Annotated in this window: 13 protein-coding genes and 1 tRNA gene; 5 read left to right on the top strand and 9 right to left on the bottom strand. The window is 39.7% G+C overall.

What is annotated here, in order from left to right; translation table 11 throughout:
* The 4 genes from ABGT15_RS10455 to ABGT15_RS10440 all read left to right on the top strand — a co-directional run.
* Nucleotides 1-1,475, top strand: a 1,475-nt coding sequence (locus ABGT15_RS10455; protein ID WP_367231370.1) for a GEVED domain-containing protein, incomplete at its 5' end; no start/stop codon positions are given.
* Between the two features lie 125 nt (nt 1,476-1,600).
* The gene (locus ABGT15_RS10450) at nt 1,601-3,508 is read left to right on the top strand and encodes a S9 family peptidase (RefSeq protein WP_367231369.1); all 1,908 of its coding nucleotides are present in this window, start codon (nt 1,601-1,603) and stop codon (nt 3,506-3,508) included.
* Between the two features lie 132 nt (nt 3,509-3,640).
* On the top strand, nt 3,641-4,837 hold the full coding sequence (locus ABGT15_RS10445) for an aminopeptidase C (protein WP_367231368.1): 1,197 nt from the start codon (nt 3,641-3,643) through the stop codon (nt 4,835-4,837).
* 197 nt (nt 4,838-5,034) lie between these two features.
* Nucleotides 5,035-7,320: a GH92 family glycosyl hydrolase gene (locus ABGT15_RS10440; RefSeq protein WP_367231367.1), complete on the top strand. Its 2,286-nt coding sequence runs from the start codon at nt 5,035-5,037 to the stop codon at nt 7,318-7,320.
* Nucleotides 7,321-7,373: 53 nt separating this feature from the next.
* Here the strand turns inward: ABGT15_RS10440 and accC are convergent, their stop codons facing one another.
* From accC to pdxA, 6 genes are all read right to left on the bottom strand, one after another.
* The gene (gene accC / locus ABGT15_RS10435; RefSeq protein ID WP_367231366.1) at nt 7,374-8,717 is read right to left on the bottom strand and encodes an acetyl-CoA carboxylase biotin carboxylase subunit; all 1,344 of its coding nucleotides are present in this window, start codon (nt 8,715-8,717) and stop codon (nt 7,374-7,376) included.
* A 93-nt stretch (nt 8,718-8,810) separates the two neighbouring features.
* On the bottom strand, nt 8,811-9,296 hold the full coding sequence (gene accB / locus ABGT15_RS10430; protein ID WP_367231365.1) for an acetyl-CoA carboxylase biotin carboxyl carrier protein: 486 nt from the start codon (nt 9,294-9,296) through the stop codon (nt 8,811-8,813).
* 27 nt (nt 9,297-9,323) lie between these two features.
* A complete protein-coding gene (locus ABGT15_RS10425; protein WP_367231364.1) occupies nt 9,324-10,322 on the bottom strand; it encodes a beta-ketoacyl-ACP synthase III in 999 nt (332 codons plus the stop codon).
* Between the two features lie 161 nt (nt 10,323-10,483).
* On the bottom strand, nt 10,484-10,678 hold the full coding sequence (rpmF, locus tag ABGT15_RS10420; protein ID WP_081694205.1) for a 50S ribosomal protein L32: 195 nt from the start codon (nt 10,676-10,678) through the stop codon (nt 10,484-10,486).
* Between the two features lie 9 nt (nt 10,679-10,687).
* The gene (locus ABGT15_RS10415; protein WP_367231362.1) at nt 10,688-11,227 is read right to left on the bottom strand and encodes a YceD family protein; all 540 of its coding nucleotides are present in this window, start codon (nt 11,225-11,227) and stop codon (nt 10,688-10,690) included.
* Between the two features lie 70 nt (nt 11,228-11,297).
* Nucleotides 11,298-12,347 carry a 4-hydroxythreonine-4-phosphate dehydrogenase PdxA gene (gene pdxA / locus ABGT15_RS10410; protein WP_367231361.1) on the bottom strand — a complete coding sequence of 350 codons (1,050 nt, stop codon included), beginning with the start codon at nt 12,345-12,347 and terminating at the stop codon, nt 11,298-11,300.
* 58 nt (nt 12,348-12,405) lie between these two features.
* On the opposite strand from pdxA, the gene ABGT15_RS10405 reads away from it, so the two are divergent.
* Nucleotides 12,406-12,996 carry a riboflavin synthase gene (locus ABGT15_RS10405; RefSeq protein ID WP_367231360.1) on the top strand — a complete coding sequence of 197 codons (591 nt, stop codon included), beginning with the start codon at nt 12,406-12,408 and terminating at the stop codon, nt 12,994-12,996.
* Nucleotides 12,997-13,013: 17 nt separating this feature from the next.
* Here the strand turns inward: ABGT15_RS10405 and ABGT15_RS10400 are convergent, their stop codons facing one another.
* From ABGT15_RS10400 to mce, 3 genes are all read right to left on the bottom strand, one after another.
* The gene (locus ABGT15_RS10400) at nt 13,014-13,226 is read right to left on the bottom strand and encodes a hypothetical protein (RefSeq protein WP_367231359.1); all 213 of its coding nucleotides are present in this window, start codon (nt 13,224-13,226) and stop codon (nt 13,014-13,016) included.
* 252 nt (nt 13,227-13,478) lie between these two features.
* Nucleotides 13,479-13,552: transfer RNA gene (locus ABGT15_RS10395), tRNA-Ile, on the bottom strand.
* 90 nt (nt 13,553-13,642) lie between these two features.
* Nucleotides 13,643-14,047, bottom strand: a complete 405-nt coding sequence (gene mce / locus ABGT15_RS10390; RefSeq protein WP_367231358.1) for a methylmalonyl-CoA epimerase — start codon at nt 14,045-14,047, stop codon at nt 13,643-13,645.
* Between the last annotated feature and the right edge of the window lie 135 nt (nt 14,048-14,182).

Here is a 14,182-nt window from a genome sequence, read left to right as displayed (position 1 = left end):
CTAAAGATGCTGCCGGAAATGCATCAGCGTCAAGCAATACGGTGAATGTAACCACTTTAGCTGCTACTGCTGTGTATTGTACTTCACAAGGAAATAGTGTTGCGGATGAGTTAATCGGAAGAGTCCAAATCGGAACCATCAACAATGCTTCAACTGGAGGTACTGGATATACAGATTTCACTTCGATCTCCACCAACCTTACCAAAGGTGCTTCCACTACAATCACCATAACGCCAACTTGGACTTCTAGTACTTATTCGGAAGGTTATGCGGTGTGGATTGATTACAACAACGATAAAGATTTCGCAGACGCAGGGGAATTGGTATGGAGCAATGCTGCTTCCACTACTACTCCGGTTTCGGGAACTTTCACTGTACCAACAACAGCAACTACAGGTAGCACAAGAATGCGTGTTTCGATGAAATACAACGCTATTCCAACGTCTTGCGAAGCATTCGATTATGGTCAGGTAGAAGATTATACAGTTAATTTAGTAACCGGAACAGCCGATACCACTGCTCCGACAGCTCCGACAAGCTTAACTGCTTCGGGAACAACTCAAACTTCAACTAACTTATCATGGACTGCAGCAACAGACAATGTTGGTGTAACCGGATATGACGTGTACCGAGGAACTACCTTATTAGGAACTGTGACCTCTACAACGTATAATGTAACTGGTTTAACGGCTGCAACTGCTTACACCTTCTCAGTTAGAGCTAAAGACGCTGCCGGAAATGTATCTGCGTCAAGCAACACCGTGAATGTAACTACATTATCTTCAACGGTAACCTACTGTACTTCACAAGGAAACAGTACTGCAGACGAAAGAATCGGCAGAGTTCAAATAGGAACTATCAACAACGCATCCACAGGTACTGCAGGATATGAAAATTTCACTTCCTTATCTACTGCTGCTGCTCGTAGTGCATCACAAACCATTACGATCACTCCAACTTGGACTGGAAGTGTTTACCCTGAGGGTTACGCCGTTTGGATTGACTACAACAACAATGGTGTTTTCACAGACGCTGGAGAATTGGTATGGAGCAAAACGGCTTCTACAACAACTCCGGTTTCCGGAACATTCACCATCCCTGCAACGGCTACAATTGGCGCAGTAAGAATGCGTGTTTCCATGAAATACAACGGTGTACCAACTTCATGTGAAGCGTTCTCTTACGGTCAGGTGGAAGATTACACGGTTAACATTACGGCTACAGCAAAAGAAAGCATTGCAATCAACCCTCTTGCTGCCGTAAAATTATATCCAAACCCTGCAACAACCACAATGCATGTTACAGAGGTTACGGAGAATGCCACTTTCAGAGTATACAATTTAATAGGACAAACCATTATGAACGGAAAATTCAACAACGGAACTATGGATGTATCAAGCTTGGAAAGCGGAAATTACATTATGGAAATTTCAGACAATGACAACGTAATCACAAAACGTTTCATTAAAAAATAAATGAACATTCTTCAACTTAAAAGGTCTTCTCAACAGAAGGCCTTTTTTGTTAAAATAGCATTCCGAATCTTCATTAATGATAAAATCCTTATTTTAGCTGTTCTTTCAAAAACACAAAATTCAAAATGAAAAAGTTACTTATTTTAACTCTTGGAATAATGGGATTATCAGCTGCTGCCCAGGAGGTCATGACACCTGAACTTTTATGGAAATTAGGTCGTTTGACTCCAATTGGGATCTCTAAAGACGGAAAAAACATCGTTTATAAAGTTGCCACACCTTCCGTGGAGGAAAACAAATCGAATACAAAATTTTACACCATTCCTATTGGTGGCGGTACTGCAGTTGAAGTTGCCGATACTAAAGATCTGGTAAAAAACAAAAACGTATCTTCAGACGGTAAACACTTACTTTCCCACAAAGAAGTAAAAGTGGAAAAAATCTTAGGTAAAGATTTGTATCCGGAACTAAAAAAAGCGGATGCTCAAGTTTACAACGGATTGGATTACCGTCATTGGGACACTTGGCGCGACGGCACGTTTAATCACGTATTCTATGCTGATGCCAACGCAAACGACAAAACCACTCCTGTAGATATCATGAAAGGTGAAAGTTACGATGCTCCGCAAAAACCTTTTGGTGGCGACGAAGATTACATTTGGTCACCGGATGGAAAAAGCATCGTTTACGTGTGCAAAAAGAAAGCCGGAACGGAGTATGCCATCAGTACCAACACCGATTTATACGAATACAATATAGAATCCAAAACTACCAAAAACCTTACCGAAAGCAATTTAGGTTACGACACGCATCCTTTATATTCGCCAACCGGAAACCTGACTTGGCTGCAAATGAAACGTGATGGGTATGAAGCCGATAAAAACGACATCATCGTTCGCTTCAAAGGCATGGACATCAATTTAACGGGTGGTTGGGACGGAACCGTTGAAAGCTTTAAATGGAGTGATGACGGTAAAAAAGTCTATTTCATTGCTGCTACTGACGGAACCAAACAATTGTTTGAAGTAAATTTCCCTGGCCTTACTAAAATTGCAGTTACCGTAAGACAAATTACCAACGGCGATTTTGATGTAACGGAAATCATTGGATTTACAGAAGGAAAAGTAATTGTGGCACGAAACGACATGAACCACGCTTCCGAAATCTATTCGTATGACTTTAAGAAAAAAGACTGGAAACAAATTACCAATGTAAATACCGAAACGTACGGCAAATTAGCGCTAAGCAAAACTGAAAAACGCTACGTTACTACTACTGACGGTAAAAAAATGGTGGTTTGGGTAATCCTGCCTCCAAATTTCGACAAAACCAAAAAATACCCGGCTTTATTATACTGTCAAGGTGGTCCTCAAAGTGCCTTAACCCAATATTATTCCTACCGTTGGAATTTCCAAACAATGGCAGCACAAGGGTATATTGTGGTAGCACCAAACCGTCGCGGAATGCCGGGTCATGGCGTAAAATGGAATGAAGACATAAGTAAAGACTGGGGCGGACAGGTTATGGACGATTATTTGTCGGCGATTGACGATGTGGCCAAAGAATCCTACGTAGACAAAACCCGATTAGGAGCTGTAGGAGCAAGCTACGGTGGCTACTCGGTATTCTACTTGGCCGGAATCCACAAGAACCGCTTCAAAACGTTCATTTCACATTGTGGGGTTTTCAACTTACAAAGCATGTACGGAACTACCGAAGAAGTTTTCTTCAACAATTTCGATCATGGCGGGGCTTATTGGGAAAAAAACAATGCCGATGCACAGAAAGCGTATTCCCAATTTAACCCCATCAATATGGTGAACAACTGGAATACCCCTATTTTGATTATTCAGGGCGGAAAAGATTACCGCGTACCGATTGGACAAGGACAGGAAGCCTTCCAAGCCGCGCAGTTAAAAGGCATTAAAAGCCGCTTCGTATTGTTCCCGGAAGAAAATCACTGGGTTTTAAAACCACAAAATGCTTTGGTTTGGCAACGTGAATTCTTCAAATGGTTAAAAGAAACCTTATAATACTCTGAAATCCTGATGTTTACATCGGGATTTTTTTTACCGATTAAAACCTAAAATGTTGTTAAAATCATGATTGTGCTGTAACATTTTATACTTTTACCAAACATATTGAATAAACCAAAAAATAAATCTATGTTATCATTACCCATTAAACCTTTTCTTGTAGCCTCCTCGTTGATTGTGAGTGTGGCTTCCGGATTTGCGCAAGACAACTTAGTAAACTCGTTAAAAATTAATGCGAGTGAAAAGAGTAAAGAACTTTACAAATTCGCTGATGTTATCAACATTGAAAATACTTCCGTAAAAAACCAGGGTTCTTCCGGGACCTGTTGGAGTTATTCTGCGAATTCTTTCTTAGAGTCTGAAATGATCCGTATGGGGAAAAAACCGGTGGAATTGTCTCAGATTTTCTCAGCTCGTAACGCTTATATCGAAAAAGGAAGAAACTACGTAAAGATGCACGGTTCTGTTGCTTTAGGTGACGGTGGTGCTTTTCACGATGTCATCAACATGTACAAAAAATACGGTGCTGTTCCACAATCGGTTTACACAGGATTGAACTATGGTACAGATAAGAATAAATTCGCGGAAATGGCTGCTTTAACAGAAGGTGTTTTGAAAGCCGTAGTTAGCAATCCGAACGGGGAATTAACACCAAACTGGGAAAAAGCCTATACCGCTGTTATCGATTCGTATTTAGGACAAGCGCCAAAATCGTTCCAATACAACGGAAAAACCTATACCCCGGAAACTTTTGCTAAAGAAGTTGTGGGCATCAACGGCGATGATTATGTAGAAATTTCATCCTTACAGGAATACCCATATTATACCAAATTCACTTTGATGGTACCGGATAACTGGTCGTTCGATCAAGTGTACAACGTAAAAATGAACGAATTAACCGAAACCATCGACCATGCTTTGAAAAATGGTTATTCTGTAGCTTGGGCTGGTGACGTTAGCGAGAAAAGCTTCTCTTGGAAAAACGGTGTAGCTTTCGTTCCTGAGAAAAAATTCGAGGACATGACGGCTGAAGAAAAAGCCGATATGTTTAACGGACCGAAAAAAGAAATGACGGTAACCGAAGAAATGCGTCAGAAAGCATTCGACAACTATACTACTACAGACGATCATGGTATGCACATCGTAGGAATTTCAAAAGACCAAAACGGTAAAGAATACTACATCGTGAAAAACTCTTGGGGAACGACTAACGATTACAAAGGGTATTTATACATGAGCAAAGAGTTCGCTAAATACAAAGCAACAGCGATCATGTTACACAAAAAAGGAGTACCTGCTGTTATCGCAAAAAAGCTAAACATCTAATAACCCAATCATCACAAGAGCCAAATGGCACAAACTGATGACATAACCATATTAAGATCCCGGAGTTAATACTTCGGGATTTTTTTTACTTGTCATACAGATTTAAACGCTTAAGTTGTACTTTAGTATACGATAAAAAACAAACCGACTAAAACGTTGTGTTTGTAATTATTACCTGTCAACCAATCCTCAAGAAAATGAAAAGACTGATTCTCCTGTTGATGTGTTTTTTTTCCACTCTAGTTCATTCACAGGAAAAAAGCAAAAACCTTATTTCATTTGTAAAACCGATTATCGGCACACAGCGTATGGGACATGTTTATCCCGGCGCAACTGCTCCTTTCGGTATGGTGCAACTCAGTCCTGATACTGACACTATTCCTTATTCCTTCAACGGAAAATACAACCCGGAAGTCTACAAATATTGTGCGGGTTATCAATACGATGACAAAACCATTGTTGGTTTTAGCCATACTCATTTCAGTGGTACCGGACATTCCGATTTGGGCGATTTTTTAATCATGCCAACAACCGGAAAACTGCAATTAAATCCGGGCGTGGCCAAAAATACCGCCACTGGTTTCCGATCGGCTTTTTCCCATGAAAACGAAATTGCTCAGGCAGGATATTACAAAGTAAAATTAGACGATCATTCGATTGTAGCTGAACTGACCGCTTCCAACCGTGTCGGTTTTCATCAGTACACTTTCCCCAAGGCAGAAGAAGCGCACATTATTTTGGATTTGATGAGCGGCATTTACAATTACCCCGAAAAAAATGTATGGACTTATGTTCGAGTGGTAAATGACACGCTGATTACCGGATACCGTCAAACCAACGGATGGGCCAAAAACAGAGTACAGTATTTTGCGCTTTCGTTTTCAAAACCGTTTATCAGTTTCGGTAGCAAGAACTTTGAGGAAAAACAAGCATACAGGGGCTTTTGGGGCAAATTCAACCAAAACAAAAACTTTCCGGAAATTTCAGGGAAACAAATCCGTCTTCATTTCGATTTTAAAACCGAAGAACAGGAAAAAATCAAAATTAAAATGGCACTCTCCCCCGTAAGCATGAATGGAGCTTTGCAAAATCTTTCCAGCGAAATTCCGCATTGGAATTTTGAGGCCATAAAAAAACAAACTCAGGATTTGTGGGAAACCGAATTAAGCAAAGTAACCATTGAAGGTACTAAAGAATTAAAAGAAAATTTCTACACCGCGATGTACCATACATTTCTTGCTCCTACCACCTATATGGATGTGGACGGAAAATATAAAGGACTTGATCAGGAAGTTCATCAGGCAGACGGTTTTACCAATTATACCACATTTTCTCTTTGGGATACCTACCGGGCTTTACACCCTCTTTTTAACATCCTACAACCGAAAAGGAACAACGACATGGTACATTCCATGATCAAACATTACGAACAAAGCGCTCAAAAAATGCTTCCTATCTGGAGTCATTATGCCAATGACAACTGGTGTATGAGTGGTTATCACAGTGTTTCGGTCGTAGCCGATGCAATTCTTAAAAATGTGTATACTGGAGACCCTCTAAAAGCATTGGAAGCTTGTGTGGCAACCGCAAACAAAAGAGATTATGAAGGAATCGGAAACTACATTGACTACGGGTATATTCCAACCGAAAAAAGCAGTATTTCAGTTTCCAATACCCTCGAATACGCATATGATGATTGGGTTATTGCACAACTGGCTAAAAAATTAAACCAACAGGCTATCTATCAACAATTCATGAAGCGTTCCGAAAACTGGAAAAATAATTTTGACAAAAGCATCGGTTTTATGCGTCCTAAAGCAGCCGACGGAACTTTTAAAGAAGATTTTGATGCTTTAAAAACTCACGAACAAGGCTTTATAGAAGGAAACAGCTGGAATTACAGCTTTTTTGTTCCTCACAATCCTCCCGGTTTAATAACACTTATGAGAGGCCAGAAAAAATTCATCAAAAAACTGGACCAACTGTTTTCAATGGATTTACCAGACAGTTTTTTTGCAGAAACAGAAGACATCACACGAGACGGCATCATTGGCGGTTATGTACACGGAAACGAACCTGCCCATCATGTAGCTTATCTTTACAATTGGACCAATCAGCCCTGGAAAACTCAAGAAAAAATAAGACGTATTTTAAAAATGCAGTACAAACCCACACCAGATGGTCTTGGCGGAAATGACGATTGCGGTCAAATGAGTGCCTGGTTCATCTTTTCCTCCTTAGGTTTTTATCCGGTAGCCCCAGGGTCTAATGAATATGCTATAGGAAGTCCAAGTGTGCAGTATGCAAAATTGAATCTGGAAAACGGAAAAGTATTTGAAATAGAGGTACTCAATGCATCCGATGAAAACATTTATGTAAAAAGTATGAGTTTAAACGGCAAACCTTTACAACACTATTTCATTGATCATGACACCATTATGAAAGGTGGAAAGTTAAGCATCGTGATGAGCCACAAACATTAAACAGAAAAATCAATCATAAAAAAAAGCCCAATCGAAAGACTGGGCTTTTTTTATTACACTTCTTTCATTTTGAAAGTTTCCATAAACTTAGTCGTATAGTTTCCGGCAACATAATCCGGCTCATCCATTAACTGTCTGTGGAAAGGAATTGTTGTTTTGATACCTTCAATATAGAATTCATCCAAAGCACGCTTCATTTTATTGATAGCCTCTTCACGTGTTTGCGCCGTCGTAATCAACTTGGCAATCATCGAATCATAATTTGGCGGAATCGTGTATCCAGCGTATACGTGCGTATCCAAACGAACCCCATGTCCTCCCGGTGAATGCAAAACCGTAATTTTACCCGGTGACGGACGGAAATCGTTGTATGGATCTTCCGCATTGATACGACATTCGATCGAGTGCAATTGCGGCAAATAGTTTTTACCGGAAATCGGCACACCAGCTGCCACTAAAATCTGCTCACGAATTAAATCGTAATCGATAACCTGTTCTGTGATTGGGTGTTCCACCTGAATACGGGTGTTCATCTCCATGAAGTAGAAGTTACGGTGTTTGTCCACTAAGAACTCAACTGTTCCTGCTCCTTCGTATTTAATGAATTCGGCAGCTTTTACAGCGGCTTCCCCCATTTTCTCACGCAATTCATCCGTCATAAACGGCGATGGAGTTTCTTCTGTTAATTTCTGGTGACGACGTTGAACCGAACAATCTCTTTCTGAAAGGTGACACGCTTTTCCATAAGAATCCCCTACTACCTGAATCTCGATATGACGAGGTTCTTCGATAAGTTTTTCCATGTACATCCCATCATTACCAAAAGCTGCAGCTGCCTCTTGACGTGCACTTTCCCATGCTTTTAGCAATTCTTCTTCTTTCCAGATGGCACGCATCCCTTTACCACCACCACCGGCAGTAGCTTTCATCATTACCGGATAACCGATTTCTTTAGCGATTTTTTGCGCTTCTTCGAAAGACTCCAAAATACCTTCAGAACCTGGCACACATGGCACTCCAGCTTCTTTCATAGTAGCTTTTGCGGAAGCTTTGTCACCCATACGGTCAATCATCTCCGGAGACGCACCAATAAATTTAATGTTGTGTTCCTGGCAGATTTTTGAGAACTTGGCGTTCTCAGACAAAAATCCGTAACCTGGGTGAATGGCATCAGCGTTCGTGATTTCTGCTGCTGCAATAATATTGGACATCTTTAAATAGGAAAGATTACTCGGTGCCGGTCCGATACATACCGCTTCGTCGGCAAACTTTACGTGTAAACTTTCTGCATCCGCCGTTGAGTATACTGCAACGGTTTTGATTCCCATTTCTCTACAAGTTCTGATTACACGAAGTGCAATTTCTCCCCTGTTAGCGATTAATATTTTTTTAAACATAACTTTCAATTAGATAATTAGACAATGTGTCCATTAGACAATTAAGATGAAGCCTGAAAAATTTCCAACTTCTAACTTCTAACTTCTAACTTTTTATGATGGGTCTACTAAGAATAATGGTTGGTCAAATTCTACTGGAGACGCATCGTCCACTAAAATTTTAACGATTTTTCCGGAGATTTCCGATTCGATTTCATTGAATAATTTCATCGCCTCGATTACACACACCACATCACCTTTTCCAATGGAGCTTCCCACTTCGACAAACATTGGTTTATCCGGAGCCGGTTTTCTGTAAAAAGTACCGATCATTGGTGATTTGATGGTGATATATTTTGAATTGTCGTCTGCTGCTGGTACTGCCGGAGCCGCTGGAGCTGCTGCTGCCGGTGCTGGTGCTGCCGGTGCGGCCATCTGAGGCATCGCTTGCATCGGAACATGTTGTACATACGTAGTTTCAGCTGCGCCAGCTTCAGTGGTTTTGATGGTGATTTTAAAATCATCCATTTCTAATTTCACTTCTGTAGCACCCGATTTTGCTACAAATTTGATTAGGTTTTGAATTTCTCTGATATCCATACTATTCTAAATTTGGTTTTGGTTGTTTTATTGTTTGTTATAAGCCCATTTCAGATAAACAGCTCCCCATGTGAAGCCGCCTCCGAAAGCAGCAAAAATAATATTATCTCCTTTTTTCAGTTGCTTCTCGAAATCACTCAACAATAAAGGCAAGGTTGCTGAAGTAGTATTTCCGTAACGATGAATATTTACCAATACTTTTTCCTCATCAAGACCCATACGGTTTGCGGTCGCATCAATTATACGTTTGTTCGCCTGATGTGCTACCAGCCAATTTACATCGTCTTTTGATAAATTGTTGCGTTCCATGATTTTCTCACTCACATCGGCCATTCCGGAAACAGCATATTTAAATACGGTTTTCCCGTCCTGAAATACATAGTGCTGTTTGTTTTTCACGGTTTCTTCCGATGCCGGTAAAATGGAACCTCCTGCATCAATTTTCAAAAATTCTCTTCCGACACCGTCACTTCTTAAGAATTCGTCCTGAAACCCTAAACCTTCTTGGTTTGGTTCGAACAATACGGCTCCGGCACCATCTCCGAAGATAATGCAAGTGGCGCGGTCGGTATAATCAATAATGGAAGACATTTTATCAGACCCGATTAACAATACTTTTTTGTAACGTCCTGATTCGATATAAGCTGAAGCGGTAGAAATTCCGTAAAGGAAACTGGAACACGCTGCATGTAGATCGTAAGCAAAAGCATTTACTGCTCCGATTTGAGTGGCAACGTACACTCCTGTAGAGGCAACCGGCATATCCGGTGTTGCGGTGGCCATTAAAACCAAATCGATATCTTTTGGATCAATTCCTGATTTTTCGATTAGGTTTTGAGCGGCTCGTATCGCCATAAAAGAAGTTCCTTGCCCTTCTTCTTTCAGCATTCTTCTTTCCTTAATTCCAGTGCGTGAGGTGATCCATTCGTCATTGGTATCCACCATCGTTTCCAAAACTGCATTGGATAATACAAAGTCTGGAACATAGGCGCCCACGGCTGTAATAGCGGCTGTTATTTTATTCATAAAAGTTGTATTTTTCTTTCCGAAAAAAAGATTTCAAAAAGTGGTGGAAATTACAAAAAAATTCCCAAACCCATATTCTTTTATTCCTACTAATTTACTTCGACTGGGTTTTAACAAAAAAAACTCCCACACAGTGAGAGTTTTCTCTATTTTTTTCCGGATTATGCTTCCGCTACTTGTTTGTCAATAACAACTTGACCTCTGTAGTACATTTTCCCTTCGTGCCAGTAAGCTCTGTGGTATAAATGTGCCTCTCCAGTTACAGGACATGTTGCAATTTGAGGAGTTGTCGCTTTATAGTGCGTTCTTCTCTTATCTCTTCTTGTTTTCGAGGTTTTTCTCTTAGGATGTGCCATCTTACTATGTTATTTATCCGTTAATAGTTGTTTTAATTTATCCCATCGGGGATCTGTATTCTCTTCTTCTTTTTGTTCTACTTGTTCTTTAGGAGCCAATTCGTTCAGTTTATTGATAGCCTCAGACTGTAACGTTCCGTCTTTTACACCGGGGTGTACACGTTTGGACGGTACCGAAAGCACTATCATTTCATAGATATATTGCGCTACGTTTACCTGAAATTCACCATGAGGCAGTACCAGCCACTCGTCATTCTCATTGTTAAAAGCATCACCGAATTTTACAATTAAATTCAGTTTTCCTTTTATCAGTAAATCAAAATCTTCACCAGTTAAGTCACAAGGTACATTTATGGTCCCTTTGTGCTTGAAGGCAAGCTCAAGCATTGTGCTTTTTTTATCTAAAACCAAATCCACTTTGATGGCGACGTCATTATATTCATCGAAATCAAAGGCTTCAAAGAACTTTTTATCTATTTGATAATCAAACTGGTGTTTTCCCTGCTTTAACCCGACAAACGGAATTAAAAAATCTTTCTCAATATTCATAACAACAGTTTTGAGCGTGCAAAGATATAAAATTATTGTAAATTCAAACGAGTTGTAAACATTTTTTTGTTTATAACTGTTTTTGCTTTGTTTTTAAGGGATTTTTAATCAGTTCGTTATGCTCATTTCGGTTGTTGAACACATCGATGGCCAAATAAACCGCTTCTTTAAACGAATTGAAATCCGCTTGCCCTTTTCCTGCTATCTCATAGGCTGTTCCGTGATCCGGAGACGTTCGCACTTTAGCAAGACCAGCCGTATAATTCACGCCTTTTCCAAAAGACAAGGTCTTAAACGGAATAAGCCCTTGATCATGATAGGCCGCAATAACCGCATCGTACTTTTCATATTGACCGCTTCCAAAGAAACTATCTGCCGAGAACGGTCCGAAAACCATTATCCCTTCCTCAAAAAGTTTTTTCAGCGCTGGCTTAATAACCTCATCATCTTCTTTTCCAATTACCCCGTGATCGCCACAATGCGGATTTAAGCCCAACATTGCAATTTTCGGCTTGTTGATGGAAAAATCCTGAACCAAGCTTTTATTAATGGTTTGAATTTTAGTTCGGATTAAGGCTTCCGTCAAATGGTTCGACACTTCGTTCACCGGCACATGATCGGTTAAAAGTCCAACTCTCAGATTATCCTGAACCATTAACATTAACGCGTCGCCTTCCAATTCCTGATTTAAGTAATCGGTATGGCCCGGGAAATGAAATTCTTCAGACTGTATGTTATACTTATTAATAGGTGCTGTCACCAAAACATCAATCAACCCCTCTTTGAGTGCCTGTGTGGCCGCCACAAAAGATTTAATCGCATATTTCCCTACATTTTCATCGTTTACCCCAAACTCCAAATTCACGCCTTCACGCCAAACATTCAACACATTAATTTTTCCGTGAATTAACTGTTCCAGCTTGTCAATGCCCTGAACATTCGATTCAAGGTTCAGATTCTTCTTGATAAACGACAAAATTTTTACATTGGCAAAAATAACCGGTGTACACATTTCAAGCATACGGGTATCCTCGAAGGTTTTCAGAATCACTTCCGCTCCGATACCATTCAAATCTCCAACGGAAATTCCGACAATTATATTCTCTGCTCTTTTAACCATTCCGATTCGTTATTTATTGCTACTTTTGAAGTGCAAATTTAGCAAAATAAATCTAGTTATGTTTACAGGAATTATCGAAACACTCGGTACGATTCAAGAGATTCGAAAAGACAACGAAAACCTTCACGTGACACTTTCTTCATCCATTACAAAAGAACTGAAAATCGATCAGAGTGTTTCCCATAACGGAATCTGCCTAACGGTAGTAGCCATCAACGATGACAAATACACCGTAACCGCCATTAAAGAAACCATAGCAAAAACCAATTTAGGTGAATGGAAAGCCGGCGATGCGGTAAATTTAGAACGCGCCATGAAATTAGGGGACCGATTGGACGGCCATATCGTACAGGGGCACGTAGACCAAACCGGCATCTGCAAAAAAATTGAAGACGCGCAGGGAAGCATCTATTTCACTTTTGAATACGACAAAAACCAAAGTAACATTACCATTGAAAAGGGATCTATTACTGTAAACGGTGTAAGTTTAACAGTGGTGAATTCAAAAGAAAACGAATTCAGTGTCGCTATTATTCCGTATACTTTAGAACACACCAACTTTAAAAACTTCACTGTTGGCACAAAAATAAATCTGGAATTTGATGTAATTGGCAAATATGTTGCCCGATTGCAGGCATTACGAAACTAAATAAAAAAAAGCTTCAATTATTTTGAAGCTTTTTTTGTACTTATATTTTTATAATAATAAAATCCTAATCCTAAGGCCCCTGCCAACAACAACAGTACCCCTGCGTCAACTGGCAAACCCGGAGGCGGTGTTGGCGGTGGTGGCGTTGGAGGCTCACTTTGCGAAAACACAAGTGACGCATTTAATAATGCTCCAAAACTCAATACTATTTTATGTAGGTTATTTTTCATGGGCGTAAAAATATAAAAATTAATTACCTAACAAAAAAGAAAACCGTTTTTTCAAACAAATTTAATATTCCTTTAAACTTTTGCCAGTAATATTATATAAACTCTACTCAGATTTAACATCTGAACACCATTCACGAAAATAAAAAGATTTTTTTACAAAACAACTTTTTTGAAAAAAAATCTTAATTTTTTCTTAATTCATTATTTCAACCTTAATATTACACTTTGGCTCTTTTACAAGAGTTTCAGTTGTGGTCCCACCTGGGCTCGAACCAGGGACCACCTGATTATGAGTCAGGTGCTCTAACCAACTGAGCTATAGGACCGGTTATTGACAGCTTTTATTTGCCAATCTCAAATAAAGGCAGCGCTTTATTGAGGTGCAATATTAACACAATTTTTGGTTTACACAAAAATTAATTTGTGATTTCTTGACATAGTTCCACCAATACCCCGTTAGTGCCTTTCGGATGCAGAAAAGCAACTAATTTATTATCAGCACCTTTTTTAGGTGTTTCATTCAAAACGGTAAAGCCTTCTTTTTTTAAGCGTTCGATTTCCGAAACAATATCTTCCACATCGAATGCGATATGATGAATACCTTCACCCTTCTTTTCAATAAACTTAGCAATAGGACTTTCCGGGTTTGTGGCTTCCAACAATTCTATCTTATTTGGACCGTTCATAAAAAAAGAGGTTTTCACACCTTCGCTTGCTACTTCCTCTTCTTTGTAGGCCGGAGCGCCAAACAATTTTTCAAAAAGAAGATTAGAAGCCTCCAAATCTTTTACAGCAATACCAATATGTTCTATTTTTCTCATACTTATGAATTGAACCGCAAAGTTCGCAAAGTTTTCACAAAGTCTGCAAAATTAAAACGGATTTTCTCCTAGCCCTGATGGTAGCGGCATCCTCGCAGCGCAGCGGAGAGATATAGTGTACAGCAGGAAAATGGA

Origin of the sequence: Flavobacterium enshiense (assembly GCF_040750275.1) — a bacterium.
Lineage (GTDB): Bacteria > Bacteroidota > Bacteroidia > Flavobacteriales > Flavobacteriaceae > Flavobacterium > Flavobacterium enshiense_B.
The sequence above is the reverse complement of the archived record's forward strand: the minus strand, read 5'-3'. Positions and strand labels throughout refer to the sequence as shown.

Bases quoted from the DNA above. Each gene is read 5' to 3' on its own strand.
- ABGT15_RS10450 (WP_367231369.1), top strand. From the start codon at position 1,601: ATGAAAAAGTTACTTATTTTAACTCTTGGAATAATGGGATTATCAGCT.
- ABGT15_RS10445 (WP_367231368.1), top strand. From the start codon at position 3,641: ATGTTATCATTACCCATTAAACCTTTTCTTGTAGCCTCCTCGTTGATT.
- ABGT15_RS10440 (WP_367231367.1), top strand. From the start codon at position 5,035: ATGAAAAGACTGATTCTCCTGTTGATGTGTTTTTTTTCCACTCTAGTT.
- accC (WP_367231366.1), bottom strand. From the start codon at position 8,717: ATGTTTAAAAAAATATTAATCGCTAACAGGGGAGAAATTGCACTTCGT.
- accB (WP_367231365.1), bottom strand. From the start codon at position 9,296: ATGGATATCAGAGAAATTCAAAACCTAATCAAATTTGTAGCAAAATCG.
- ABGT15_RS10425 (WP_367231364.1), bottom strand. From the start codon at position 10,322: ATGAATAAAATAACAGCCGCTATTACAGCCGTGGGCGCCTATGTTCCA.
- rpmF (WP_081694205.1), bottom strand. From the start codon at position 10,678: ATGGCACATCCTAAGAGAAAAACCTCGAAAACAAGAAGAGATAAGAGA.
- ABGT15_RS10415 (WP_367231362.1), bottom strand. From the start codon at position 11,227: ATGAATATTGAGAAAGATTTTTTAATTCCGTTTGTCGGGTTAAAGCAG.
- pdxA (WP_367231361.1), bottom strand. From the start codon at position 12,347: ATGGTTAAAAGAGCAGAGAATATAATTGTCGGAATTTCCGTTGGAGAT.
- ABGT15_RS10405 (WP_367231360.1), top strand. From the start codon at position 12,406: ATGTTTACAGGAATTATCGAAACACTCGGTACGATTCAAGAGATTCGA.
- ABGT15_RS10400 (WP_367231359.1), bottom strand. From the start codon at position 13,226: ATGAAAAATAACCTACATAAAATAGTATTGAGTTTTGGAGCATTATTA.
- mce (WP_367231358.1), bottom strand. From the start codon at position 14,047: ATGAGAAAAATAGAACATATTGGTATTGCTGTAAAAGATTTGGAGGCT.